The 25,710-nt window shown below is 26.1% G+C and carries 19 protein-coding genes and 2 CRISPR repeat arrays (1 of these 21 running past the window's edge); of the genes, 18 read left to right on the top strand and 1 reads right to left on the bottom strand.

The genetic code is table 11. From position 1 onward, the window contains the following. Positions 1–406: direct repeats of the CRISPR family, unit length 30 nt; unit sequence ATTTTAATCTAGCCATATTGGAATGTAAAT; it reaches 2,520 nt to the left of the window's first position. Positions 407–949: 543 nt separating this feature from the next. From RDY08_RS07505 to RDY08_RS07420, 18 genes are all read left to right on the top strand, one after another. Then, positions 950–2,533 carry a hypothetical protein gene (locus RDY08_RS07505; protein ID WP_307903753.1) on the top strand — a complete coding sequence of 528 codons (1,584 nt, stop codon included), beginning with the start codon at positions 950–952 and terminating at the stop codon, positions 2,531–2,533. A gap of 18 nt (positions 2,534–2,551) precedes the next feature. Further along, a complete protein-coding gene (locus RDY08_RS07500; RefSeq protein WP_307903752.1) occupies positions 2,552–4,000 on the top strand; it encodes a hypothetical protein in 1,449 nt (482 codons plus the stop codon). Then, positions 3,993–5,540 carry a type III-B CRISPR-associated protein Cas10/Cmr2 gene (gene cas10, locus RDY08_RS07495; protein ID WP_307903751.1) on the top strand — a complete coding sequence of 516 codons (1,548 nt, stop codon included), beginning with the start codon at positions 3,993–3,995 and terminating at the stop codon, positions 5,538–5,540. Before RDY08_RS07500 ends, cas10 begins: the two co-directional genes overlap by 8 nt. Then, positions 5,540–6,676 carry a type III-B CRISPR module-associated Cmr3 family protein gene (locus RDY08_RS07490; protein ID WP_307903750.1) on the top strand — a complete coding sequence of 379 codons (1,137 nt, stop codon included), beginning with the start codon at positions 5,540–5,542 and terminating at the stop codon, positions 6,674–6,676. The genes cas10 and RDY08_RS07490 overlap by 1 nt, the downstream gene beginning before the upstream one ends. After that, positions 6,676–7,467: a type III-B CRISPR module RAMP protein Cmr4 gene (gene cmr4 / locus RDY08_RS07485; RefSeq protein WP_307903749.1), complete on the top strand. Its 792-nt coding sequence runs from the start codon at positions 6,676–6,678 to the stop codon at positions 7,465–7,467. The genes RDY08_RS07490 and cmr4 overlap by 1 nt, the downstream gene beginning before the upstream one ends. Further along, positions 7,460–7,912: a type III-B CRISPR module-associated protein Cmr5 gene (gene cmr5 / locus RDY08_RS07480; protein WP_307903748.1), complete on the top strand. Its 453-nt coding sequence runs from the start codon at positions 7,460–7,462 to the stop codon at positions 7,910–7,912. The genes cmr4 and cmr5 overlap by 8 nt, the downstream gene beginning before the upstream one ends. Further along, positions 7,905–8,687: a type III-B CRISPR module RAMP protein Cmr6 gene (gene cmr6, locus RDY08_RS07475; protein WP_307903747.1), complete on the top strand. Its 783-nt coding sequence runs from the start codon at positions 7,905–7,907 to the stop codon at positions 8,685–8,687. The genes cmr5 and cmr6 overlap by 8 nt, the downstream gene beginning before the upstream one ends. Before the next feature lie 20 nt (positions 8,688–8,707). Continuing rightward, on the top strand, positions 8,708–9,460 hold the full coding sequence (locus tag RDY08_RS07470) for a hypothetical protein (RefSeq protein WP_307903746.1): 753 nt from the start codon (positions 8,708–8,710) through the stop codon (positions 9,458–9,460). Between the two features lie 344 nt (positions 9,461–9,804). After that, positions 9,805–12,084: a CRISPR direct-repeat array (repeat unit 30 nt; unit sequence ATTTTAATCTAGCCATATTGGAATGTAAAT). A 503-nt stretch (positions 12,085–12,587) separates the two neighbouring features. Beyond that, a complete protein-coding gene (locus RDY08_RS07465; RefSeq protein ID WP_307903745.1) occupies positions 12,588–13,388 on the top strand; it encodes an HAD-IIA family hydrolase in 801 nt (266 codons plus the stop codon). Between the two features lie 18 nt (positions 13,389–13,406). After that, positions 13,407–13,808 carry an iron-containing alcohol dehydrogenase gene (locus RDY08_RS07460; protein ID WP_307903744.1) on the top strand — a complete coding sequence of 134 codons (402 nt, stop codon included), beginning with the start codon at positions 13,407–13,409 and terminating at the stop codon, positions 13,806–13,808. Positions 13,809–14,031: 223 nt separating this feature from the next. Continuing rightward, positions 14,032–14,982: a biotin synthase BioB gene (bioB, locus tag RDY08_RS07455; protein WP_307903743.1), complete on the top strand. Its 951-nt coding sequence runs from the start codon at positions 14,032–14,034 to the stop codon at positions 14,980–14,982. A 1-nt stretch (position 14,983) separates the two neighbouring features. Beyond that, complete coding sequence (gene bioF / locus RDY08_RS07450) at positions 14,984–16,135, top strand: 8-amino-7-oxononanoate synthase (protein ID WP_307903742.1); 1,152 nt, start codon at positions 14,984–14,986, stop codon at positions 16,133–16,135. Between the two features lie 106 nt (positions 16,136–16,241). Beyond that, positions 16,242–16,919, top strand: a complete 678-nt coding sequence (locus tag RDY08_RS07445; protein WP_307903741.1) for a Crp/Fnr family transcriptional regulator — start codon at positions 16,242–16,244, stop codon at positions 16,917–16,919. 48 nt (positions 16,920–16,967) lie between these two features. After that, positions 16,968–18,482: a YifB family Mg chelatase-like AAA ATPase gene (locus tag RDY08_RS07440; RefSeq protein ID WP_307903740.1), complete on the top strand. Its 1,515-nt coding sequence runs from the start codon at positions 16,968–16,970 to the stop codon at positions 18,480–18,482. A 217-nt stretch (positions 18,483–18,699) separates the two neighbouring features. Further along, on the top strand, positions 18,700–19,695 hold the full coding sequence (gene pta / locus RDY08_RS07435) for a phosphate acetyltransferase (protein ID WP_307903739.1): 996 nt from the start codon (positions 18,700–18,702) through the stop codon (positions 19,693–19,695). Positions 19,696–19,708: 13 nt separating this feature from the next. Next, on the top strand, positions 19,709–20,914 hold the full coding sequence (locus RDY08_RS07430; RefSeq protein ID WP_307903738.1) for an acetate/propionate family kinase: 1,206 nt from the start codon (positions 19,709–19,711) through the stop codon (positions 20,912–20,914). 48 nt (positions 20,915–20,962) lie between these two features. Further along, a complete protein-coding gene (nifJ, locus tag RDY08_RS07425; protein ID WP_307903737.1) occupies positions 20,963–24,508 on the top strand; it encodes a pyruvate:ferredoxin (flavodoxin) oxidoreductase in 3,546 nt (1,181 codons plus the stop codon). 124 nt (positions 24,509–24,632) lie between these two features. Beyond that, a complete protein-coding gene (locus RDY08_RS07420) occupies positions 24,633–25,160 on the top strand; it encodes a 5-formyltetrahydrofolate cyclo-ligase (protein ID WP_307903736.1) in 528 nt (175 codons plus the stop codon). Positions 25,161–25,256: 96 nt separating this feature from the next. On the opposite strand, the gene RDY08_RS07415 is transcribed toward RDY08_RS07420, so the two are convergent. After that, positions 25,257–25,481, bottom strand: coding sequence for a glutaredoxin family protein (locus tag RDY08_RS07415; RefSeq protein WP_307903735.1), 225 nt, complete (start codon positions 25,479–25,481; stop codon positions 25,257–25,259). Positions 25,482–25,710: the final 229 nt, after the last annotated feature.

The following is a 25,710-nucleotide window of genomic DNA, read 5'->3' as shown; positions in this document are numbered from 1 at the left end:
TTGGAATGTAAATAAAACTTTATTTTATAAAATCATGAATAAAGAGGTAAATTTTAATCTAGCCATATTGGAATGTAAATTCTGTTTGAATTTCTCCATCAATAAACAATACATTTATTTTAATCTAGCCATATTGGAATGTAAATACTGTATCGTTAGGGATTATGACACTATCATCGTAAATTTTAATCTAGCCATATTGGAATGTAAATATTAATATTCTGTCTGGCATTTTGAAATTTGTTTTTATTTTAATCTAGCTATATTGGAATGTAAATATAATAAATCCATTTGAATTTTGTAGTTTTTTCTATTTTAATCTTACCATATTGGAATGTAAATCAATGGAATCAAGATATAGCAACTATAAGATTTTATTTTAATCTAGCCATACTGGATAATATAAATTTTTTAACTAATCTAATATATTAAATTATTATTATTAATTTTAATTGATATATATAATAAAATATAATATAATCAAATGATAAATTATCTATACAACCAAAAGAATACTTATACCATGAAAAAAATATTAACTAATAAAAATGAAATTTTTTATTATAACAATTTAAGTTGTAAAGTAAAATTAAGTGACTATAAAGAAATAATAAAAAAATAAAGATAAATTAATTATTGGCATAGAATTAAAAGAAGATATCAACTGTAATTTTGAATATATGTGAATAGACCATTATAATGAAAATGTTAATAAAAATCATTATTAACTAATAAATTTTCTACAATTACAGATAAAATAATAAGATTTATATATGTACTGACAGAGAGTTTATATATTATGGAATAAAAGCAAGAGGGATTGGAGGAAGATATTATAAAAAATATAGAAATAAAATATATTTTGGTGGGACTGAAAATGGATATTTTGAAGTAGGAGAAAATCAATTTAATTTAGAAATAGAAAAAATTTTAAAGGAGGTGATCGAATATGGCAAAAAATGATAAAGATATAATTAGCCATCATACTTTTATGTTTCCCTTTACTATTGAAGAAGATGAATTTGATTTAAAAAAGACAGTAAAAATTTTAGAAAAAAATAAATGGGAATATATCCCTTTTGATGTAGAAGGAGAACAAAAAGATAAAAATAAAATTTTTAACTATAATGAATTTGTATATTTTTATCCCGCTGTTCAAAAACTTTTATATAATCAAAAAGATAAAATTGATAAATTGGATTTAAGTGTTTATTTAATAAATAAACAAATAAAGGAAAATGCTAAATATATAATAAAAATTTTAAATGAAAAGGAATATGAGCTTGAAATTTCAGGTGTTGCTATAAGAATATTTAAAACAGGAGTAGGAATACTTTTATTTCATTTAGAAAATTATAAGTATGAAGAGAGAACAGATATTTTAAAAATAAATGATTTTGGGAGAAGAATTTATCCACAATTTATTCCTGTAGAATCAGCTAAAGCTAATTTTTTAGCAAAAGAATTGGAAATTGAAAATATAATTTCTGAAGATTTTTATAATTATTTAAATGGTAAAAATATAAGAATTTCTAAAACAATAAGAAAACTAATAGGAGATGAATTAAGTAATAAAATTAAACCCTTAATTGATGATAGAATGTTTACTATTTGTTGGTATGGGAATGATGAATTTTCAGAGGTATTAAAAAAGTATAATAATAGCAGTAAAGAATATAATTATTTTTCAAATGAAGATTGGGCAAAATTTTTATTTATAGATGGGAACTTTAATTCTTTGAAGAGTAAAAATATGATAAAAGAGTATTTAAAAAAATATAGTTATGATAGGTGGATAGAAGAAGGAACTTTATTTGGAATAAGCAGATATTCATTTGTTGTAGCTACGAATGAAAGATGGTTCCCTAAAAATATATTATTATCTCATATAAAAACAATGTATTATCAAATAATGATAATTGTTTTAATGCAAAGAGCAACTATTTTAAAATTTAAAAATAAAATATCAAAAGTTATGAAGGAAGAGAATATTGAGAGCATTAGAAGATTACAAAAAGAGTATTTAGAATTTCTTAATTTAATGAATTTTAGGGAAGTGACAGCACAAGAACAAGGAATAGAAATTTACAATATGGTCCGAGATATTATGGGAATTAATGATGCTGTAAGAGAATTAGAGAAAGAAATTTATGAATTATATAATTATTATTCTATGCTTGAGAGTGAAAAAAGATTAAAGCAAGACAGAAAGCTCCAATTAAGATTAAATATTATAACAATATTAGGAGGAGCTATAGGAATAGCATCTTTAATTAATTCTATTATTGGAATGGATAGATTCAAAGATATATTAGATATTAATAATAAGTATGAACTATTTATAAAAGGGGGATTTTTTGTAATTATTCCTTTTATAATAACTATTTTAATTTTGTATAATTTGGTATATGAATCAAAAAAAAATAAAGAAAATATAATTAATAAAATAGCAAAAAAATTTCAAAATGAAAAGTGGAGTTTAACATCTATAATAATATTGTTTATATTATATTATATATTTATAATAGCATAAAAAAGAAAGGGGGATATTATGGCAAAGTTAATTGTTAAACTAAAACAACATACACCGCTGATACATTTTCAAAGCGAAAATATAGTATTCAATTTAGATAAAGAAATAATGGAATATATTCTAAAAGAAGAATTTAGAAATCAGGAAGTTGAATATAAAAAATTTTCTAAAATAAATAAGAAAACTAAAAGGATAACAAAAAAATTAGATTTTTCATTGTCATATAAAAAAAAGATTCCAGAAGATATTTCTGGAGAATTAAAAAATAAAGAAATTAATTTTTTAGATTTTAAAATTTTTTCAAAACATGAAGAGTTAATTGAAATTATTCAAAACAGGATAACTAAATTTATCAAAGAATCAAAAGTTTTAAAAGACTATATACCTATATCTCAAAAACAACTTCAAATAAGGGGAACAGAAATAAAATCTAAAATTGATAAATTTATCAAAGAATCGTATTTAAAGGATGAATTTAAAGAATTATTTTATGATACAAAAGAGATTGTTGAGAAAAATTTTCCTGTTAATAATAAAACTGAAATAGGAAAATATAAACTTAAAGTTATTAAAAAAAATTCATATGAAGTTTATGATATAAAAAATACTTCTTATTTTGGAGAAAGTATTGCTTTTTTTTATTCAGATAGAGAAATTGAAATAGAGTTCTTTAGTTTTGATAAAAAAGTATTGGAGCTAATAAAAAATGTGTTACCTTATGTTTTTGTTTATGAAAATTTTGGAACAAGACAAAGTAAAGGGTTTGGTTCTTTTACCCCAGAAGAGTATAAATTTTCAATAGAAGATAAATATTTTGAATATAAATATGAAGTAGATGAAATTATTAGAAAAAATTACAATTTATATTTTACTAAAGAAGATAATGAGCCTCTTAAATATGTAAATAATTTCTATAATATTTTAAAATCAGGCAAAAATTTTAGAGGATATAAAAAATCTAAGATAGTAGAATATATTGGAGAAAATTATCGTTGGGAAAAGGCGATTCTTAAACAGAAATTGAAAGAAAAATATCCATTATATTATGAACAATTGAAAGGAGATAATGATAGGAGTTTTCATTCTGAAATTAAGGAGTACAGATATGTAAGAGCTTTATTAGGATTAGCAGAACATATAGAATTTGGATTAAAAGAAAACAATAAAAAAATAGCTTTTAAGATTTCGAATGACTCAATTGAAAGATTTCAATCACCAATTAAGTTTAAAATTATAGATAATAAAATATATTTGCTTCCAAATGAAATTCCATCATATTTATATGATGTTCTCTTTAACTTTATTTTACAGTATAAAGAGAAAAAAGGGAAAGAATGGGAAGTTATTTATGAAGATAAAGATTTTTTGAAATGTAGAACCCCTAAACAGAGTGAGTTTAACTTATATGATTTTTTAATTAATAGTATTAATGGTGAATTTATAAAAGTAGGTGATAAAGATGACTAAATATATAGGAGTAACGATAGGACCAATAGTAGATACAATATCAAGAGCAAAAAAAACACGTAGTGCATGGCGTACTAGTTATATGTTTTCATATATTATGAAAAAAATTATTTGGAAATTAAAACAAGACAATAGAATAGAATTAATTTTGCCGTATTCAAAAGATGATTCTATTTATACAAAACCTAAAAAAGCAGGTTTATTTCATGATAGATTAATTATTGAAGTAAAAAAAGATTTTAAATTAAAAGATTTAGTAGAAATTAAAGATAGTGTTTTTGAAGAGTTTGCAAAGAATGCGTTTAAAGATAATTTAGATAAAAAAACAAAAGAAGAATTTATAAAATATTTAGATACATATATTAATTTTTATGCACTGGAAAAAGAACTTGATTCAAAAGATAATATAATTCTTGAGATATCTAAATATTTAGATGTAATGGAATTACAACCACAAATATGTTTTATGCAATTTGAAGAAAATAAAGATTATTTATTTGATTTTATTAATGATGTTAGTAATGATTTTTTAGAAAAAGATGCTTTTGAAGAAGGGTATGAAATAAAATCACTTCCTGAAATTGCTTTTACTGATATTTATAAAAAGTCTTTGGAAAAAGTTGAAGAAATAGATAAAGAAATTAATAAAGGCAAAGAGGATGATAAATATCCTGATGATGAGAAGTGTTATGAAATATTTAAAGAAAGTATGTCAGCTGAATTTAAAAAACACCATAAGTATTATGCAGTAGTAAGAGCAGATGGAGATGGAATAGGTGCTATAATTAAGGAACTTAAAGTTAAAGAAGATTATCAAAATTTTTCTAATATTTTATTTGAATTTGCAAAAGAATCAGTAGAAGAAATTGAGATTTATGGGGGCTTGCCTATATTTGCAGGTGGAGATGATTTACTCTTTTTTGCTCCAATTATAAATAGTAGTTGTAATGAATATAAAAATATTTTTGAATTAACAACTGCTTTGTCTAACATATTTGAAGAAAAATTAAAAAATTTAAAAGGTAAAACAAACAAAAAAGGAACTTTGTCATTTGGTATTACTATAAATTATTATAAATATCCATTATATGAAGCATACAATAATTCAGCAACGCTTTTATTTGAAAAAGCGAAAAAATATAAAGGTAAAAATGCTACAGCAGTAAAACTTTTAAAAGGTGGAAATAAACCAATTGAATTTATTTTAAGCAAAGCTGAAAAAGAGAAGTTTCAAGAGTTTTTAAAAATATTTAACTATGATAATAAAGATAAAAAATTAATAAAGGGAGTTATTTATACTCTTGAAAATCAAATTGAATTATTAAAATTAATACAAAATGATGAAGAGAAATTAACTAATTTTTTTATTAATAATTTTAAAAAAGAGATTCATACAGATAAAACGCAAATAAATGGATTAGTTAGAGAAATTAATAAAATTTTACAACTTGTTATTAATTATGGGAAAAAAGAAGAAACAGAAAATTTATTAAAATTATTAAGATTTTTAATGTTTTTAACGGAAAGAGGTGATGAATAATGGGGAGAAATAGGAAAAAAAATAAATCAAAAAAAAAGAGGACCAAAACTATTTCTAAAAAAATATATTTTGTTAGATTAAAACCATTAGACTCCTATTTTTTTTCCGGAAGAGAAACTTTTAATTATTCAAGTGGTAGAGAATCAATAAAAAATTATTATGTAAAATCTGAATATTTTCCTCAACAAACTACAATATTAGGGATGTTGAGAAGAGAAATATTAATTGTAACTGGATATTATAAAGAAGATAGACGAGAGTATTCAAAGAATTCTCAAGAGATTGTTAAGTTAATAGGGAATGGGAGTTTTAATGCAGAAGGGCATAAAAATGAAGATGGATTTGGTAAAATAAAAAATATATCTCCTATATTTTTATACAAAGATGGAAATATCTTTACTCCAGCTCCTTTAGATTATGGATTAAAGTTTGAAAAATCAGAAGGAAATTGTTATTTTAATTCAGAAAATAAAGATAGTAAAGCAGATAAAGATTATAAAAATTTTATTCCAAATTTAAAAAATTATGAAGTTAAAAATGGTTTAAATAGAAAAATAATAAGTTTTAACTCATTTAAGAAAAAATATTTGTTTGATGATATTTTTGAGGAAGATGAAAGAATAGGTATTGATACTAAAGTAACAGAAAATGGATATTATAGGCAACTGTATTATAAATTAAAAAATAATTTTGAATTTTGTTTTTTTGTAAAATTGGAAGAAGATATATTTGAAATTAGTGAGAAAGAATCATATAAAACTACAGTTTATATTGGAGCAGAAGGGAAACCATTTAAACTTGAAATTACTAAAAGTAGTTTAGATTTTGAAGGATTAGTTGAAAATTATAAAACATCTAAAGAAAGAATAGTTTGCATAAGTGACATTATATTAAATGAAGATGAATTTTATAAATTAAAAACAGAGGTAGATTTTATTTTAGGCGAAAAACAATTTTTTAAAAATTTCGTTTATGACTATAAGACAAATGATGGGAAAAAAGTTAAACCTTATTTTCTTCTTAAAAGGGGAAGTGTAATTTATGTTAGTAAAGGATCACAAAAAATAGAAGAAATTATTAATAAAAAACATATAAAAGTGATAGGATATAATTATATTACGGGAGGGATAAAGTAATGTGTATAAAAATCAAGAAAGATATATATTTAATAGAGTGTTTTACAAATTTACATGTAGGAAGTGGAGATAATGATTTTGGTTTAATAGATACTAGAGTACAAAGAGATGTAATTACGGGATTTCCTACAATAAATTCATCAAGTTTAAAAGGAGCATTAAAAGAACATTGTGGTGATGATTTAATAGAGGGTTTTGGAAATGAAACTCAAAAAGGAAAATATAAATTTTTTCCAGCAAAACTATTGGCTATTCCAGCAAGAGCATTAGATAGACCTTATTATTTAGTAACTTGTCAAGAAATATTAGATGACTTTAAAGAGATGATGGAATTGTTTTACAAAGAGACTGAAGATTTTAAAAATGAAGAATTTCAAGAAGAGAAAGAAGTAGAAGGATATAAAACTAAAAAGTATATTAAATATAAAAAACTCATTAAAGATATAGATAAAGAAAAAGGAGAGGAAGAAATATTAATACTAGAATATAAGGATTTTAAAGAATTAGTGTCAGAACTTCCGGTGATTGCAAGAAATCACCTTGAAAATGGTGAAAGCCAAAATTTATGGTATGAAGAAATTGTTCCAAGAAAATCTCTATTTTATTTTGGAATAGATAAAGGAATTGAAGAAAAAGTTGAAGGTAAAACTTTAGAGGAAAAATTCGAAGAAAAAATACTTTTTGATGAAAATGGAGGTGAATTAATCCATATTGGTGGGAATGTAACTATTGGATATGGAGCTTGTAAAATTAAAAAGTTAAAAACGAAAGAAGGTGATAAAAGTGAGTGATAAAAAAGTTATAGAAAATTTAATATCCAAAGCTATGGAATTATTAGAAAAAGAGTTTGATATAAAAAATAAAGGTGGTGTTCCTAAAGAATTAAAAGGTTATATTTCAAATTTTGGAGCTTCAATAATCCAAAGCGGACTTATTCCAGCAGTTGCCTTTTATGAGAGAAAGGAAACTAGCAAAACTGATAATGTTGCAATAAATAGAAAAAAACTGATGAGAATAATAGGAAATTTAATAGGATATGACTTAAAATCTAAGGAAATAAAAACAGAAAAAAATTCAAAAGATGATATTTTATTAGAGGAACTAATAAAAAACAATGGAACTGATGCAAAAATAAAGAAAAAAGATATAATAAATGCCTCTATTGCGGTAAAACTTGCAATAAGAGTTTATAAGCAGATTGATGAAAATGAGAAAATAGGTGATAAAGATGAGTGAAATGGGAAATGTAGGATATCTATTTTATAAAAAGCTATATGAAAATAAGGAAAAATTATTATTAGAGATTTGTAAAGGAAATGCTAAAAAGTTAAACGATGGTAAAGAAGGAGAAGATAAAGTTATTGAAAATATTTTAAGCCATAAATTAAATACAGAAACGAATAAAGAAGAAGTTAAAGACTTAGAAACTTTTAAATTAAAAATAACTTATCCAGGTCTTTTAATTGGAAGTGGATATAATCATGATAGTGGATTGGAAGAAGATTTTAAACTTGGTTTTTTCTTTGATTATACTACAGGATTACCTGTGATTCCAGGTTCATCTATAAAAGGTGTATTAAGGAGTGTATTTCCTTCTGAAAAAGATGATGAGGAAAAAAGAGAGGGAAAAAGAGAGTATATTAATGAGATTTTAAGTAAGGATTTTTCTTTTGAAGAATTAAAAGAGATTGAATTAGAAATATTTGAAGGTATAAAAGGTGGAGAAAAAATACCAATGAAAGATCGAGATATCTTTTATGATGCAGAAATAGTAGAAGTAAAAGATAAAATATTTGAAGATGATTATTTATGTCCACATGGAGATAACCCATTAAAAGCTCCAAAACCTTTGCGATTTTTAAAAGTTGCTCCAGGAGCTGTTTTTGAATTTAAATTTGATTTAAAAGAAGGTATCTTGGGAGAAGAGGAAAAAAAATCTTTATTCGAAGAAATATTATTAGACTTAGGTATTGGAGCAAAAACAAATGTAGGATATGGGCAATTTGAATGATGAAACAAGGAGGTAAAAAAATGGCAAAATCATCGCCACAAACAAATTTTTTTATGAAATCTTTATATTTAGATAGATGGTATAATAAAATATTTATATTAATAATTTTTTTATCGATAATTTTTATATTTCTTAAACTAGATATATTGGTTAATATATTAAGTATTTTGTTTATAATTGTTTTAGGAGTTTTAAAGTATTTAATTGATTTTTATAGAGAAAAAGGAGAAATAATAAGAAGGAGAGACTTTATAGATAACTCTTTTGGAAGTAAACTTCACTATGAAAATTCAGAAGGATATTATGATAATGAAGAAATAGAAGAAGGACTTTATAAAACCATAGTTAATTTATTTGAAAATACTTTTTTTTCTAAAGAAATATCTGAAAAAATGAAGCAGAAAGTTTTATATAATTCTATAATTCCTGGAATTATAATAATAGGATTTTCTGTTTTAGGGTTCGCAAATTCACAGATAGCTTTACCAATCTTGCAGCTGTTTTTGTCGAAGATATTTATAATGAAAACAATTAATGTTTGGAATTATAATAAAAATACAGAAGATATTTTTAATAGAATTATAATGTTATTTAATGAATTAAAAATAGAAGAAATAGGGAAATATGAACCTCAAATTTTAAATTTATGGATAGAATATGAATGTAGTATTTCAAATTATAAATTATTTTTAGATAGTAAAATTTATAATGAATTAAACCCTATTTTAATTGAAAAATGGAATATAATGAAAGAAAAATATAAAATAAAATAAATTATTTGTTAGTTTAAGAGAGATGATAATATTATAATTTTGTGGAATGCCATAAATTAAGAAGATAAAATAAAAATCACTTAATTTAATGTTGACAGCATTGAATATTAAATTGGCATATGCTATAATATTATTAAGAATTGAATTTTAAATAAAAAAACTGTCGACCTGTAGTAGAGGAAAAAAACTTGGGCATCGACAGTTTTGCAAGACATTGATTTTGTTGGTACATTGGAAAATAAATAAATTTTTTGTTGTAAAAAGGTGTGAAAGTGTTGAGGTCGACAGAAATAAGAATTTTATGCTTGATTTTAAAGGGGTTGAGTGGTAAAATAAGAGCACGTATTTTAATCTAGCCATATTGGAATGTAAATTTTTCATACTCTTTTTCCTCGCCTGTTAATTCTAAATTTTAATCTAGCCATATTGGAATGTAAATTTTGGATTTGTTTTTTAAATGGTTCTCCTCTAAGAATTTTAATCTAGCCATATTGGAATGTAAATGGAACATCAATGAAAAAAAGTGAGAAAAAAAGTTTGGCAACTATTTTAATCTAGCCATATTGGAATGTAAATAACTCAGATATAATATATTTATCATACACATCTTTAAATTTTAATCTAGCCATATTGGAATGTAAATCTATGAGTTTTTACTCTTTTTATAAAATATAAAAAAATTTTAATCTAGCCATATTGGAATGTAAATTGAGCAATCTTTAACAGAATATATTAATGGTGTTAAATTTTAATCTAGCCATATTGGAATGTAAATGCGGGAGTAAAAAGCTATATGAAAAGAGTTGTTGGGATTTTAATCTAGCCATATTGGAATGTAAATTAAAAATACCTCATCTATTGTAGTGGTTCTTGCTGAATTTTAATCTAGCCATATTGGAATGTAAATAATCAAACAAAAGGAGTGATAAAAATGGAAGGAATAAATTTTAATCTAGCCATATTGGAATGTAAATTCTACAATTTTGTGGGGTATAATTTCCATTTACAATTTTAATCTAGCCATATTGGAATGTAAATGTTAATATTCAGCTGTGGCTTTTTTTCCTTGAGGAATTTTAATCTAGCCATATTGGAATGTAAATAATGAATGCATTTGAGCCAACATTAATGACGTCGCCATTTTAATCTAGCCATATTGGAATGTAAATCTTTTAACATAATATAAAAAAAATACTCATACACAATTTTAATCTAGCCATATTGGAATGTAAATTTGACAACATTATACAGATGGAAAGATGAAAGCTGGATTTTAATCTAGCCATATTGGAATGTAAATATTTTCATTTTTTTTTTTAGTTTCTTTTATTAATATTTTAATCTAGCCATATTGGAATGTAAATCTGGTCTTTCCAGTTAGTTATTTTCACTGTCATTTAAATTTTAATCTAGCCATATTGGAATGTAAATCTTTATGCGGATTATGAGTTGATGACTAAAATTTTAATTTTAATCTAGCCATATTGGAATGTAAATATCAAAAATCAATTAGAGGCAAGTTCTCGGACTTATATTTTAATCTAGCCATATTGGAATGTAAATATGCACATACTACAGGAATGGGGAGCACAAAACAAGCATTTTAATCTAGCCATATTGGAATGTAAATCTCTCACAGACCAATCTATATCATTTACTAATACATCATTTTAATCTAGCCATATTGGAATGTAAATTTTATTGAATCAAAAGAAAATGGAATTATTAAAGCTATTTTAATCTAGCCATATTGGAATGTAAATTACATTAGATGATTTCACAATTAATTTAGAGACAAAATTTTAATCTAGCCATATTGGAATGTAAATATAAATCAATTGCTTTATATATAATAACTACAAAAATTTTAATCTAGCCATATTGGAATGTAAATAAATTAACAATTTTATCTTCTAATATAAGAGTTGCTATTTTAATCTAGCCATATTGGAATGTAAATATTATCAAATTCTTTTTTATTTTTAAATACCTTTTTATTTTAATCTAGCCATATTGGAATGTAAATTATGTTAGTATAGCAGATGTAGATGATGATAATTCTATTTTAATCTAGCCATATTGGAATGTAAATAAAATTTTTTGGGGGTGTTTTAAATGATTAAAGTTTTATTTTAATCTAGCCATATTGGAATGTAAATTAGTTACATTGGGTAAGTCAAGTATTATTTTAGTGCAATTTTAATCTAGCCATATTGGAATGTAAATGTTATATCTGAAATAGATAATATACATAATAAGCTTGATTTTAATCTAGCCATATTGGAATGTAAATTCTTCTGCATTAAACCTAATTTTACAAATAAATCAAATTTTAATCTAGCCATATTGGAATGTAAATAATAACAGAAACAAATACAACAATTGCAACTATAGACATTTTAATCTAGCCATATTGGAATGTAAATAAAGGAACTGGACTTACAAAAGTTTCATCTACTGACATATTTTAATCTAGCCATATTGGAATGTAAATACTACTAATGAGTTGGAGTTAAAGCATTTTGCAGAATTTTAATCTAGCCATATTGGAATGTAAATGAAAATGGGCAAGCAGGAGTATTTATATACAATGAATTTTAATCCATCCATATTGGAAATTTAGTCAATAATCGTATTGCTTCTTATGTTTGGATTGTCAACACAATTTTTTCTTGGACATATTTTCTTTATATTCTGCTGGTGTTTTATAGTTTAATACTCTATTAAATGTAAGTTCTGTTTTTACAATTTTAAATGTTACTTCTACAACTGCATTATCATATGGGCAGCCTTTTTTATTTAATAGGAAATTATAAATTTATTCAGAAAATAAGCTACGCCGTTTTTTTGAAATATGCAATTTTTCAAAGCGAAATTTTTCAGAAACCAAAAATTTTGAAAAACATTTATACTTTACATTATGAAGCGTAGCTTATTTTTTTATTTAAATATTTAGTTATATCAAAAGTTTTTTAGTGGTAAATGTGAAACTTGGATTAAGCAATGCAGGCTTAATATTCAATTGAAATTTCTAAAATTTTTTATACAAAAAATCGATTATTGCTTAATATTAAAAAACAATGTATAATTAAATTAAAACAACTAAAAAAATTCGGAGGAGATATTTATGGCTATAAAAAATATAATATCAGATATGGATGGAGTAATATACAGAGGGAAAAATTTAATTCCAGGTGCAAAAGAGTGCGTAGAAAATTTATTGAAAAATAATATAAAATTTTTATTTTTAACTAATAATTCAGAACAAACTGCTATTGATTTGATTAGAAAATTAGAGCTATTAGGAATAAAAGGATTAACAGAAAAGAATTTTATAACTTCTGCAATGGCAACAGCTATGTTTTTATCAGAACAAAAACCTGGCGGAACAGCTTATGTAATTGGTGGTGGAGGATTAATTAATGAATTATATAAAGTTGGATTCTCTATTTCAGAAAATAATCCTGATTATGTAGTAGTAGGAAAAACTAAAAGTTATAATTTTGAAATGATAAAAAAAGCAGTAGAGTTAATAAATAAAGGAGCTAAATTTATAGCCACTAATCCAGATGTAATAGACCCAATAGAAAATGGAATAGAACCAGCTTGTGGAGCATTACTTGCCCCAATTGAAAGAGCTACGGGGAAATCTCCATTTGTAGTAGGGAAACCAAATGCTATAATGATGACTTTAGCTAAAAGGAAATTAGGGGTGCATTCAGAAGAAACATTAATGATAGGAGATAGAATGGATACTGATATAATAGGAGGATTAGAAGCTGGAATGAAAACTTGTCTTGTGTTATCAGGAGTTAGCACAAAAGAGATGTTAAATAAATTTCCATACAGACCAAACTATATTTTTAATAACATAAGTGAAGTTAATTTAGAAAAGATAAACAAGGAATTAGAAATATTAGAAAAATAAAAAATAAGAGGTGTAAAAATGAGAATATCAATACCAAGAATATTAAGAATAAAACCAAATGCATTATATAAAATAGGAAAGTATTTAAGAAAGGAAGGATTTTATAAAGTAGCACTATTTTTTGGAGAGGGGATTAAAGAATTTACATATGATAAAATTTCAATCTCTTTTGACTCTTCGGAAATAAATGTTACTTATGAAAAAATAATAGAAAATAATAATATAGATGATATTTTTGAATTAGTTTCAAAAATTCCAACTGGAACACAAGCTATTGTGGCAGTTGGCGGAGGAAAAGCAATTGATGAATCTATTAATATTAAAGAAAATTTTTATACTATATTATCTGAAATTGAAAATAGAGATAAGCTGAAAGAATTTTTGTTAAATGATGAAATTTTTAATAAAATTACAGTTTAGAAATAATAATAAAATTTCAATCCTGATTTAAATTCAAATTCTTTTATAACATAAATTTTGTTTTTGAATTACAATAATTGAAAACCATATGAGTAGTTTTTTAGTTTGAATGTACCGCATCATATTGTTATGGTATACATTATATGCCAATTAAAAAAATTACTTGAGTTTTTTTATAAAATATTGCATAATAAAGTAAAAAGATAAAGTTTGGAGTGTGAAAATGAATAAATATATTAATAATGAAATAACAAAAGAAGAAGCAGTAAAATTATTTAGTTTAAAAGGTTCAAAATTAATGGAACTATTTACAGTTTCTAATAAAATAAGAGAAAAATATTGTGGGAATGAAATTCATCATTGTACAATTACAAATGCTAAATCAGGGAAATGTAGCGAAGATTGTAAATTTTGTGCTCAATCAGCTCGTTATAATACCAATTTAAAAACTTATGAATTTAAAGATGAAGAAACATTAGAAGTGGAATATAAAAGAGCAAATGAACTAAATTCTGAAAATTTTGGAATAGTTACAAGTGGAAAATCTATAAAAAAAGGTAGTAAAGAATTTGAAAAAATAAAAGAATTTTTATTAAAAAATAGAGATAAAACAAAGCCTTGTGCATCAATAGGGTTATTAGATTATGAAGAGTTTGTAGAATTAAAAGAAGCAGGACTTACAAGATATCATAATAATATTCAAACTTCAATAGATAAATATGGAGAAATTGTGGCAACTACACATTCAGTAGAGGACAGAATAAAGTCAATAAAAGCAGCTAAAAAAGCTGGATTAAAAGTTTGTAGTGGTGGAATAATAGGAATGGGAGAAAGTTATGAAGATAGAGTAAATATGGCATTTACTTTAAAAGAATTAGAGGTTGATTCTATTCCATTAAATATTTTGAATCCAATAAAAGGGACTCCAATGGGAGATAGAGAGATTTTATCAGTAGATGAAATATTAAAGACAGTAGCAATTTTCAGAATAATATTAAAAGATAAAACAATAAAAATAGCTGCAGGAAGAGAAACAATATTAAAAGATTTTATGGGACTTGCATTTATGAGTGGGGCAAATGGTCTTTTAGTAGGCGGATATTTAACATTAAAAGGCAGAAGCGTAGAAGAAGATGAAAATTTTATTAAAAATTTAAAAAAAATGTGGAGTTAAAATGGATTTTTTCAAAGAAGAGTTAAGGAAAATAAAAGATTTGAATCTGTTTCGTGAGATAAAAAAGATAAGTAATAGTAATGGGAAATATATTTATATAAATGGCAAAAAATATATTGATTTTTCATCTAATAATTATTTAGGATTAAAAGATGATGAGAGAGTAAAAGATGCCGCAATAGAAGCTATAAAAAAATATGGTGTTGGAAGCGGAGCATCAAGACTTGTAACAGGAACAAATGAACTGTATAATAGATTAGAAAATGAAATATCGAATTTTAAAAATACAGAAGCTACACTTTTATTTAATAGTGGATATGATGCAAATTTAGGCTCTATATCTACTATAATGGATAAAAATGATGTGATATTTTCAGATAAATTAAATCACGCAAGTATAATAGATGGTATTTTTTTGAGTAAATCTAAATTAATTAGATATAAGCATAATGATATAAATGATTTAGAAGATAAATTGATAAAAAACAGGAAAAACTATAAAAAGGCATTAGTAATAACAGATTCTATATTTAGTATGGATGGAGATAAAGCAAATTTACAAGATATTGCAAAATTAAAAGAAAAATATGATTTTTTATTTATGATAGATGAAGCACACGGTACAGGAATATTTGGTAAAAATGGGATTGGATTAGCGGAAGAACAAAATGTTTTGGGAAAAGTAGATATAACAATGGGAACATTAGGGAAATCATTTGGAACTCAAGGAGCATATATTACTGGGAAAAAAGATATTATAGAATATTTGGTGAATAGATGTCGTAGCTTTATATTTACTACTGCAATAGCACCTTCTGCAATAGGAGCTGCATTAAAATCTTTGGAAATAATTAAAAAAGAGGCTAAAAGAAGAGAGAAAATTTTGAGAAATTCAGACTATTTAAGGAAAGAATTATTAAAATTGGGATTGGATACTCAAAATAGTAGTTCTCAAATAATTCCAATAATTATAGGAGAAGAAAAAAAAGCATTAGAGATTTCACAGAAATTATTTGAAGAAAATTTATTTGTTTCAGCTATAAGAAAACCAACAGTTCCAAGCGGGACAGCTAGATTAAGAATTTCAATTAATTATAATATAGATAAAGATGATATAGATAAACTTATTTCGATTTTGAAAAATATTTTATAAAATGTTTAACTCACAGATATTTAGGGAATTACCTTTTGTGGTTGAGTTATAAAGCCTGATTTTTTGAATTTAGATAAAAGAAGACATATTGGTGGGGGAATTTAAAGTGGATTTAGAATTTTTGAGAGATATGGTAATATTAGAAGATTTGTCAGAAGAGGATTTACTTGGATTATCTAAAATTGTATATACAAAAACCTTAAAAAAAGGTGAAATTTTATTTTTTGAAGGTGATAAAGGTGACTCTATGTATATTATTAAAAGTGGAAAAGTTAAAATATTAAAATTATCCGAAGACGGTAGAGAAAAAATATTATCAATATTATCAGAAGGAGATTTTCTTGGAGAAATGGCTCTTTTAGATAGTGAAATGAGATCTGCTACAGTAGAAGCAATGGAAGAAATAGAACTATATGCAATTTATAAAACTGAATTTTTAGATTTTTTGAAAAAGAATTTTTCAGTAACAATGCATATTATAAGAACGTTATCAGATAGAGTAAGAATATTAAATAAAAAAGTAGAAGTTTTAACTTTTAAAGATGTATATGCTAGATTCAATGAAACTTTAAAGGAATTAAGCGAAAAATATGGAGTAGTACATAAAGGAACTATAAAATTAAATATAAATTTGACTCATAAAGATTTGGCAAATATGCTAGGTGTAACAAGAGAGACAGTTACAAGAATGATAGGTAAATTAAAAAGAGAAGGTATATTAGATATACAAGATAAAAAAATAATAATTTTAGATATTGAAAAATTGGAAAATATGAAAATATAATAATTTTAAAAATTAACAAATAAAAAGGCTGAGGAGGCTAAATATATTATGTTATCAAAGATAATAAGCAGTAGCTTTATAGGGGTAAAAGGATTTATAGTTGGAGTAGAAGTTGATGTAGCAAGAGGACTTCCTAGCTTTACAATAGTTGGACTTGGAGATGCTGCAATTTCAGAGAGTAAAGAAAGAGTTAGAGCAGCTATAAAAAATTCTGACATTAGTTTAACCCCTAAAAAAATTATAGTAAATTTATCTCCGGCAGATATGAAAAAAGAGGGTAGTTATTTTGATTTGCCAATATCTATAGGGATTTTAGCATCTTTAGAACAGATAAAATTTGATAAATTAGATAGATATTTAATTGTAGGAGAATTATCGCTTAGTGGAGAAATAAGAAGAGTGAAAGGGATAATAAATAGTGTAATAACAGCAAAAGAGAATGGATTAGAAGGTGTAATTTTACCATTTGGAAATTATGAAGAAGCTAAAATGATTAAAGGAATAAAAATAGTTCCAGTAAAAAATTTAAATGAAGCTATTGATTTTTTAAATGATGATATTGAGATAAATTTAGATAATATAAAGATAGAAAATCATATTGAAAACAATGTAATTGAATATGATTTTAAAGATGTAAAAGGGCAGGAAAAAGCAAAACGAGCAGTAGAAATATCAGCAGCAGGAGGACATAATTTATTAATGATAGGAAGCCCTGGTTCTGGAAAAAGTATGATTGCCAAAAGAGTACCTGGAATTTTACCTGAAATGACAGATGAAGATATTATAGAAGCAACAAAAATATATAGCATAGCAGGATTATTAACTGAAAAAAATCCAATTATAAGAAAAAGACCTTTTAGGTCGCCTCATCATACTGCTTCTGATGTTGCATTAATTGGAGGTGGAAGAGTTCCGAGACCTGGTGAAATATCTCTTGCACATAATGGAGTTCTATTTTTAGATGAATTAACAGAATTTCCAAGAAAAGTGTTAGAAGTTTTAAGACAACCATTAGAAGATAGAATAGTCAGCATATCAAGAGCGGCATTTAATGTAACTTTGCCCGCAAATTTCATAACAATCGCAGCAGCAAATCCGTGCAAATGTGGATTTTTATATGAAACAAGCGACTCTCCAAAACAATGCACCTGTACACCTTCAGAAGTAAAAAAATACCAACAAAAATTATCAGGCCCAATTATAGATAGAATGGATTTATATGTTGAAATAAGAAGATTATCAGAAGAGGAATTACTAAATTATAAAGAGGGGGAATCTTCGGAAAAAATAAAATTAAGAGTGGAAAAAGCAAGAGATATACAAAGACGTAGATTTAAAAGTAAAAAAACTAATTCAAATATGACAAGTAGAGATATAAAAAAATATTGTAAATTAGATGAAAAAAGTGAAGAACTTATAAAATTAGCTTCAAGAAGAATTGGATTATCAGGAAGAGGATTTGATAAAATATTAAAAACTGCAAGAACAATAGCAGATTTAAATGAGAGTGAACAAATACAAAAAGAGCATATTTTAGAAGCAGTTAGTTATAGGAATCAATAAGTAGTATTTTAGAAATAAATTTTATAATGAAAAATTGCCTAATACGTTGAGTTTTTTATTATAAAAAAGATAATTTATTTTTAGGATGTTTTTAAAATCGATAAAAATATAACAAATTAAAAAAAATTACTTGTAAAAAAAATATAAAATGTGTTAAAATATACTTAACAAAATAGCCGGCATTAATGTCGGCTATAATTTTGTGAGGAGGTTATTTATGGGAATAATAGAAAAAATATTAAAAGAAGCAAAATCACTTTCAAAAAGAATTGTCTTGCCTGAAACAGAAGATGAGAGAGTATTGAAAGCAGCAGAAATAATTTTAAAACAAGGTATTGCAAAAGTGATACTTATAGGAAAAGAAGATATTGTAAAGTCTGATGCTACAAAATTAGGAATAAATTTAGAAGAGGCTACAATAGTTGATTCAAATAAATGTGAAAAAATGGACGTTTATGTGAATGAACTTGTAAAATTAAGAGAAAAAAAAGGGATGACAAAAGAACAAGCATTAGAAATTCTTACAACTGAACCTAGATATTTTGGTGCAATGATGATAAGAATGGGGGATGCAGATGGAATGGTAGCAGGTTCAAATTCACCTACTGCAAGTGTAATAAGAGCAAGCATACATGTAATTGGTGCCGCAAAGGGGATAAAAACAATTTCAAGTTCATTTATGATGGTTATGCCAGAACCTACTTATGGAGATAATGGAATTTTATTTTATACAGATTGTGGAGTTGTTCCAGATCCAACTTCTGAACAGCTAGCAGATATTGCTACATCAGCAGCATGGTTAAGCAGAAAACTAGCTAATATGGAACCAAAAGTTGCAATGTTATCTTTTTCTACAAAAGGAAGTGCAAAACATCCAGATGCAGATAAAGTGATAGAAGCAGTTAATATATTAAAAAATAGAGATGTAGATTTCGAATTTGATGGTGAACTACAAGCTGATGCAGCTATAGTCCCAGCAATAGGAGCTAAAAAAGCACCAGGAAGTAATGTAGCGGGAAATGCCAATGTATTAGTATTCCCAGATCTTGGAGCAGGAAATATTGCTTATAAATTAACACAAAGATTAGCAAATGCAGGAGCTTATGGACCACTTTTACAAGGGTTAGCAAAACCAGTAAATGATCTGTCAAGAGGATGTAGTGTGGAAGATATTGTAAATGTTGCAGCAATAACAGCTGTTGAAGCTAAATAAGGAGGATAAATTTATGAATGTATTAGTGTTAAACAGTGGAAGTTCTTCGTTAAAATATCAACTTTTTAATATGAAAACAGAAGATGTTTTAGCTAAAGGTTTAGTAGAAAGAATTGGATTAGATAAAAGTGTAATTACACATAAACCTACAGGAAAAGCTAAAAAAGAGCTAACACAAGATTTAAATAATCATAAGGAAGCATTGAAGATAGTTTTAAATTTACTTGTAGATAAAGAAGCAGGAGTAATATCATCTATGGATGAGATTAATGCTGTGGGACATAGGGTAGTTCATGGAGCAGAAGAGTTTTCTGAATCAGCTCTTGTAACAGATGAAGTTTATAAAGCAATAGAAAAATGTGAAGTTTTAGCACCATTACATAACCCAGCAAATAAAATGGGAATTTCAGCTTGTAGTGAAATTATGCCAAATACTCCACAAGTTGCAGTATTTGATACAGCATTCCATCAAACAATGGATGCTACATCATATTTATATGCAATTCCATATAAATATTATGAAAAATATGGAGTAAGAAGATATGGTTTCCATGGAACATCTCATAAATATGTTTTTTACAAAACAGCAGAATTTTTAGGTAAAAAACCTGAAGATTTAAAAGTTATAACTTGTCACATTGGAAATGGTGCAAGTATTACAGCAATAGATGGTGGTAAAGTTGTAGATACTTCTATGGGATTTACGCCATTAGAAGGATTAGTTATGGGAACTCGTTGTGGAGATTTAGATCCTGCAATATTGCCGTTTCTTATGAATAATGAAGATTTAACAGCTAAAGAGATGGACAAAGTTTTAAATAAAGAAAGTGGTCTTGTTGGATTATCTGGAATATCTAGTGATATGAGAGATATATTAAAAGCAGCAGCAGAAGGAGACGAAAAAGCTAACAATGCTTTAAATGTATATACATATAGAGTATTAAAATATATTGGTGCTTATACAGCAGCATTAAATGGAGTAGATGCAGTAGTATTTACAGCAGGGATTGGAGAAAATTCTGTACCAGTAAGAAAAAAAATAGTTGAAAAATTAGGTTGGCTTGGTGTACAATTAGATGAAGAAGCTAACAAAGTAATGGGAGAAGAAAAAATAATCTCTACAACTGATTCAAAAGTAAAAGTATTAGTTATGCCAACAGATGAAGAATATATGATAGCAAAAGATACATATGAAATAGTTAAGAAACACAATATTTAACATATAGAACAAACAAAGAAAAACAAAATCTTAAGGAGGTAGAAATTAATGGCTAAGCAAATGAAAACTATGGATGGTAATATGGCTGCAGCTCATGTTTCGTATGCATTTACAGAAACAGCAGGTATATATCCAATAACACCATCATCACCAATGGCTGAGTATACAGACGAATGGGGAGCACATGGTAGAAAAAATATTTTTGGAACAACTGTAAAATTAGTAGAAATGCAATCTGAGGCAGGGGCATCTGGAGCAGTCCATGGAGCACTTCAAGCAGGAGCATTAACTACAACTTATACAGCTTCACAAGGATTATTATTAATGGTACCGAATATGTATAAAATTGCTGGAGAATTATTACCTGGAGTATTCCATGTATCAGCAAGAAATATAGCTACACATGCTTTATCAATATTTGGAGAACATTCTGATGTATATGCAACAAGACAAACAGGATTTGCAATGTTAGCATCAGGAGGAGTTCAAGAAGTTATGGATCTTGGAGCAGTAGCACATTTAGCTGCAATAAAAGGAAGAGTTCCTTTCTTACATTTCTTTGATGGATTTAGAACATCTCATGAAATACAAAAAGTTGAAGCGTGGGATTATGATGATTTAGCTAAATTAGTAGATTATGATGCAATAAAAGAATTTAAAGCAAGAGCATTAAATCCAGAGCATCCAGTAACAAGAGGTACAGCACAAAATCCTGATATTTATTTCCAAGCTAGAGAAGCTTCTAATAAATATTATGATGCAGTTCCTGATATTGTTGCAGAATATATGAAAGAAATATCAAAATTAACTGGTAGAGAATACAAACCATACAATTATTATGGAGCAGCAGATGCTGAAAGAGTAATAATAGCAATGGGTTCTGTAACAGAAACAATAAAAGAAACAGTTGATTATTTAATGGCTAAAGGTGAAAAAGTAGGAGTTATATCTGTTCATTTGTATAGACCTTTTTCAAAAAAATATTTCATGGAAGTATTGCCTAGTACAGTAAAATCAATTGCAGTTTTAGACAGAAGTAAAGAACCAGGAGCATTAGGAGAAGCTTTATATCTTGATGTAAGAGCATTATTTTATGATGAAGAAGTAAAACCTACAATAGTTGGTGGAAGATATGGATTATCTTCAAAAGATACAACTCCATCTCAAATAGTTGAAGTATATAAAAATTTAGATAGAAGTGAACCAAAAAATCAATTTACTATAGGTATAGTAGATGATGTTACATTCACATCATTACCATTAGGAGATGAAATTGATACAGTACCTGAAGGAACAGTAGAATGTAAATTCTTTGGACTTGGATCAGATGGTACAGTTGGAGCTAATAAAAACTCAATTAAAATAATTGGGGATAATACAGATATGTATGCTCAAGGGTATTTTTCATATGATTCTAAAAAATCAGGTGGAAGTACAGTTTCTCATTTGAGATTTGGTAAAAAACCAATTACTTCTATATATTTAGTTAATCATCCTGATTTTGTATCATGTAGTGTTCCTGCATATTTAGGTCAATATGATCTATTAAAAGGAATTAAAAAAGGTGGAACATTCTTATTAAATAGTATTTGGGATGCTGAAGAAACATTAAAAAGATTACCAAATAACTTAAAGAAAGAATTAGCAGAAAAAGAAGTTAATTTTTATATTATAAATGCTACAAAAATAGCAGAAGAGATTGGATTAGGACATAGAACAAATACAATAATGCAATCAGCATTCTTCAAATTAGCTGAAGTTGTACCTTTTGCTGATGCAGTAGAATATTTAAAATCAGCAATAGTTAAATCTTATGGTAAAAAAGGTGAAGATATAGTTAAAATGAACTATGCAGCAGTAGAAAAAGGTGGAGAAGAACTTGTAAAAGTTGAAGTTAAACCTGAATGGAAAGATTTAGTTGTAGATAAAAAAGAGGTAGTAGCTTCAAATATATCTGATCCTACTTTAGCAAACTTTGTAGAAAAAATAGCTAAACCAATTAATAAACTTGAAGGGGATGATTTACCTGTAAGCTTATTTGCTGATGCAGCTGATGGAACTATGCCAAATGGATCATGTGCATTTGAAAAAAGAGGAATTGCAGTAAGTGTACCTGAATGGAATGTAGATAATTGTATTCAATGTAACCAATGTGCTTATGTATGTCCTCATGCAGTAATTAGACCATTCTTATTAGATGAAAAAGAGATGGCTAATGCACCAGAAGGACTAGAAACTAAAAAACCTCTTGGAAAAGGATTTGATGGATTACAATATAAAATACAAGTTAGTGTAATGGATTGTACAGGATGTGGAAGTTGTGCGAATGTATGTCCAGCTCCAAACAAAGCACTTGTAATGAAACCATTAGATACACAAAGAGATGAAGCTAAAAATTGGGATTACTTAGCTAATAATGTAACTTATAAAGATAAAATTATGGATAAGAAAAGTAGTGTAAAAGCAAGTCAATTTGCACAACCATTATTTGAATTTTCTGGTGCATGTGCAGGTTGTGGAGAAACTCCATACATAAAATTAATAACTCAATTATTTGGAGATAGAATGATGGTAGCAAATGCTACTGGATGTTCTTCAATTTATGGTGGTTCTGCTCCATCTACTCCATATTGCAAAAATGCTGAAGGACAAGGTCCAGCATGGGCAAATTCATTGTTTGAAGATAATGCTGAATATGGAATAGGTATGGCAATGGGTGTAGAAAAACAAAGAGATATGATTGCAGAAACAATGACATCAAATATGGATACAGTATCAGCAGAAATGCAAGAAGCATTTAAAGCATGGATTGATGGTATGCATGATGCAGATGCTTCAAAAGAAGCTTCAGCAAAATTAACTGAAGTTTTAGAAAAAGATGGAACTGAATTAGCTAAAACATTATTAGAAGCTAAACAACATTTTGTTAAAAAATCTGTATGGATTTTTGGTGGAGATGGATGGGCTTATGATATTGGATTTGGTGGAGTTGATCATGCTCTAGCTTCTGGAATGGATGTAAATGTATTAGTAGTTGATACAGAAGTTTATTCAAATACAGGTGGACAAGCATCTAAAGCATCAGTTACTGGACAAGTTGCAAAATTTGCAGCATCTGGTAAACCAATAAGAAAGAAAGATTTAGGTAAAATAGCTATGTCTTATGGTTATGTATATGTAGCTCAAGTAGCAATGGGTGCTAATCAAGCTCAATATTTAAAAGCTATAAGAGAAGCTGAGGCTTATCCAGGGCCAAGTATTGTAATAGCTTATGCTCCATGTATTAATCATGGAATAAGAAAAGGTATGGGTAAATCTCAATTAGAAGAAAAACTTGCAGTAGAATCAGGATACTGGCATTTATATAGATTTAATCCTGAATTAGAAGCAGCAGGAAAAAATCCTTTCCAATTAGATTCTAAAGAACCAAATTGGGATAAATATTTAGAATACTTAAATGGAGAAGTTAGATTTACATCGTTAATGAAAACATTCCCAGAAAAAGTAGATGTGTTATTTGCACAATCTCTTGAAGATGCAAAATGGAGATATAATAGTTATAGAAGACTTGCAGAAATAGATTATACAAAATAATTAACTTGAACAGCGATAGATAATTCTATCGCTGTTCTTTGTTAATAAGGAATGGATTAAAATATAAGAAACTTATTTTTTAAACGTTTCTAAATGAGATTATGAGTGCGAAGAGGAGTTAAAGATGAAAAATATATTAAGAAAAGAGTTATTAAAAAACAGAAGAAATTTAAAATTTGAATATGTAACAAAATATAGTAAAGAGTTATTTGAAAATTTTATTAAAACTAAAGAATATAAAAATAGCAAAATTATAATGTCATATATGAGTATAAAAAATGAAGTTGATACAAAATGGTTTAATGAAGCAATAATAAAAAATGGAAAAAAGTTGGTATTGCCAATAATAGATAATAATGATGAAATACAACCTATTTTAGTAAAAAAATTATCTAAAATGAAAGTTGGAAAATATAATATTCTTGAGCCTATTGGAGATGTTATAGAGAAACAAAAAATAGATTTAATAATTGTTCCAGGTGTTGGATTTGATAAATCTTATAATAGAATTGGTTTTGGAAAAGGGTATTATGACAAATTTTTAAAAAATTATAAAGGGATTAAAGTAGGAGTGGCATATGATTTCCAAATCGTAGATAAAATTGATGCAGATGAATATGATGTGAAAATGGATATGATTTTGCATTTTTAATATATATTAAAATAGATAGAATAATTAGATTGAAAAGTTATGAAAGAATTAAAAAATAAAAAGAACCAATTTTTTTATAAAACTGGTTCTTTTTATTTAAATTAAAGATTCTAATTTTGCTCTATCAAATCCTAAAACAATAGTTCCATTAAAATCAATAACAGGAACGCCCATTTGTCCTGATTTTGAAACCATTTCTCTTGCTGCGATTGGATCTTCTGCAACATTAATATCATTAAAAGGAACTCCTTTTTCAGAAAGAAATTGTTTTGTCATATCACAATAAGGACAAGTATTAGTAGAATAAACTATAACAGACATATAACTCACCTCCTTTTTCATATTATAATATAATAATATGAAAAAGTCAATATATAAATAGAATGATAGTGTCAAGTTTTTATAGGAAAAATAATTTCAGCACAAAGAAAGAAGAACGCAAAGTCACACAAAGAAAAAAATTTAAAACCATTAAAGTAAAAGTTCTATGCTTCATCAGATGAGGTATAGCTTATTTTTTTATTTAATAGGAAAGTATAAATTTATTCAG

Source organism: Haliovirga abyssi (assembly GCF_030295325.1).
GTDB lineage: Bacteria > Fusobacteriota > Fusobacteriia > Fusobacteriales > Haliovirgaceae > Haliovirga > Haliovirga abyssi.
This window is presented reverse-complemented; position numbering and strand designations above follow the sequence as displayed.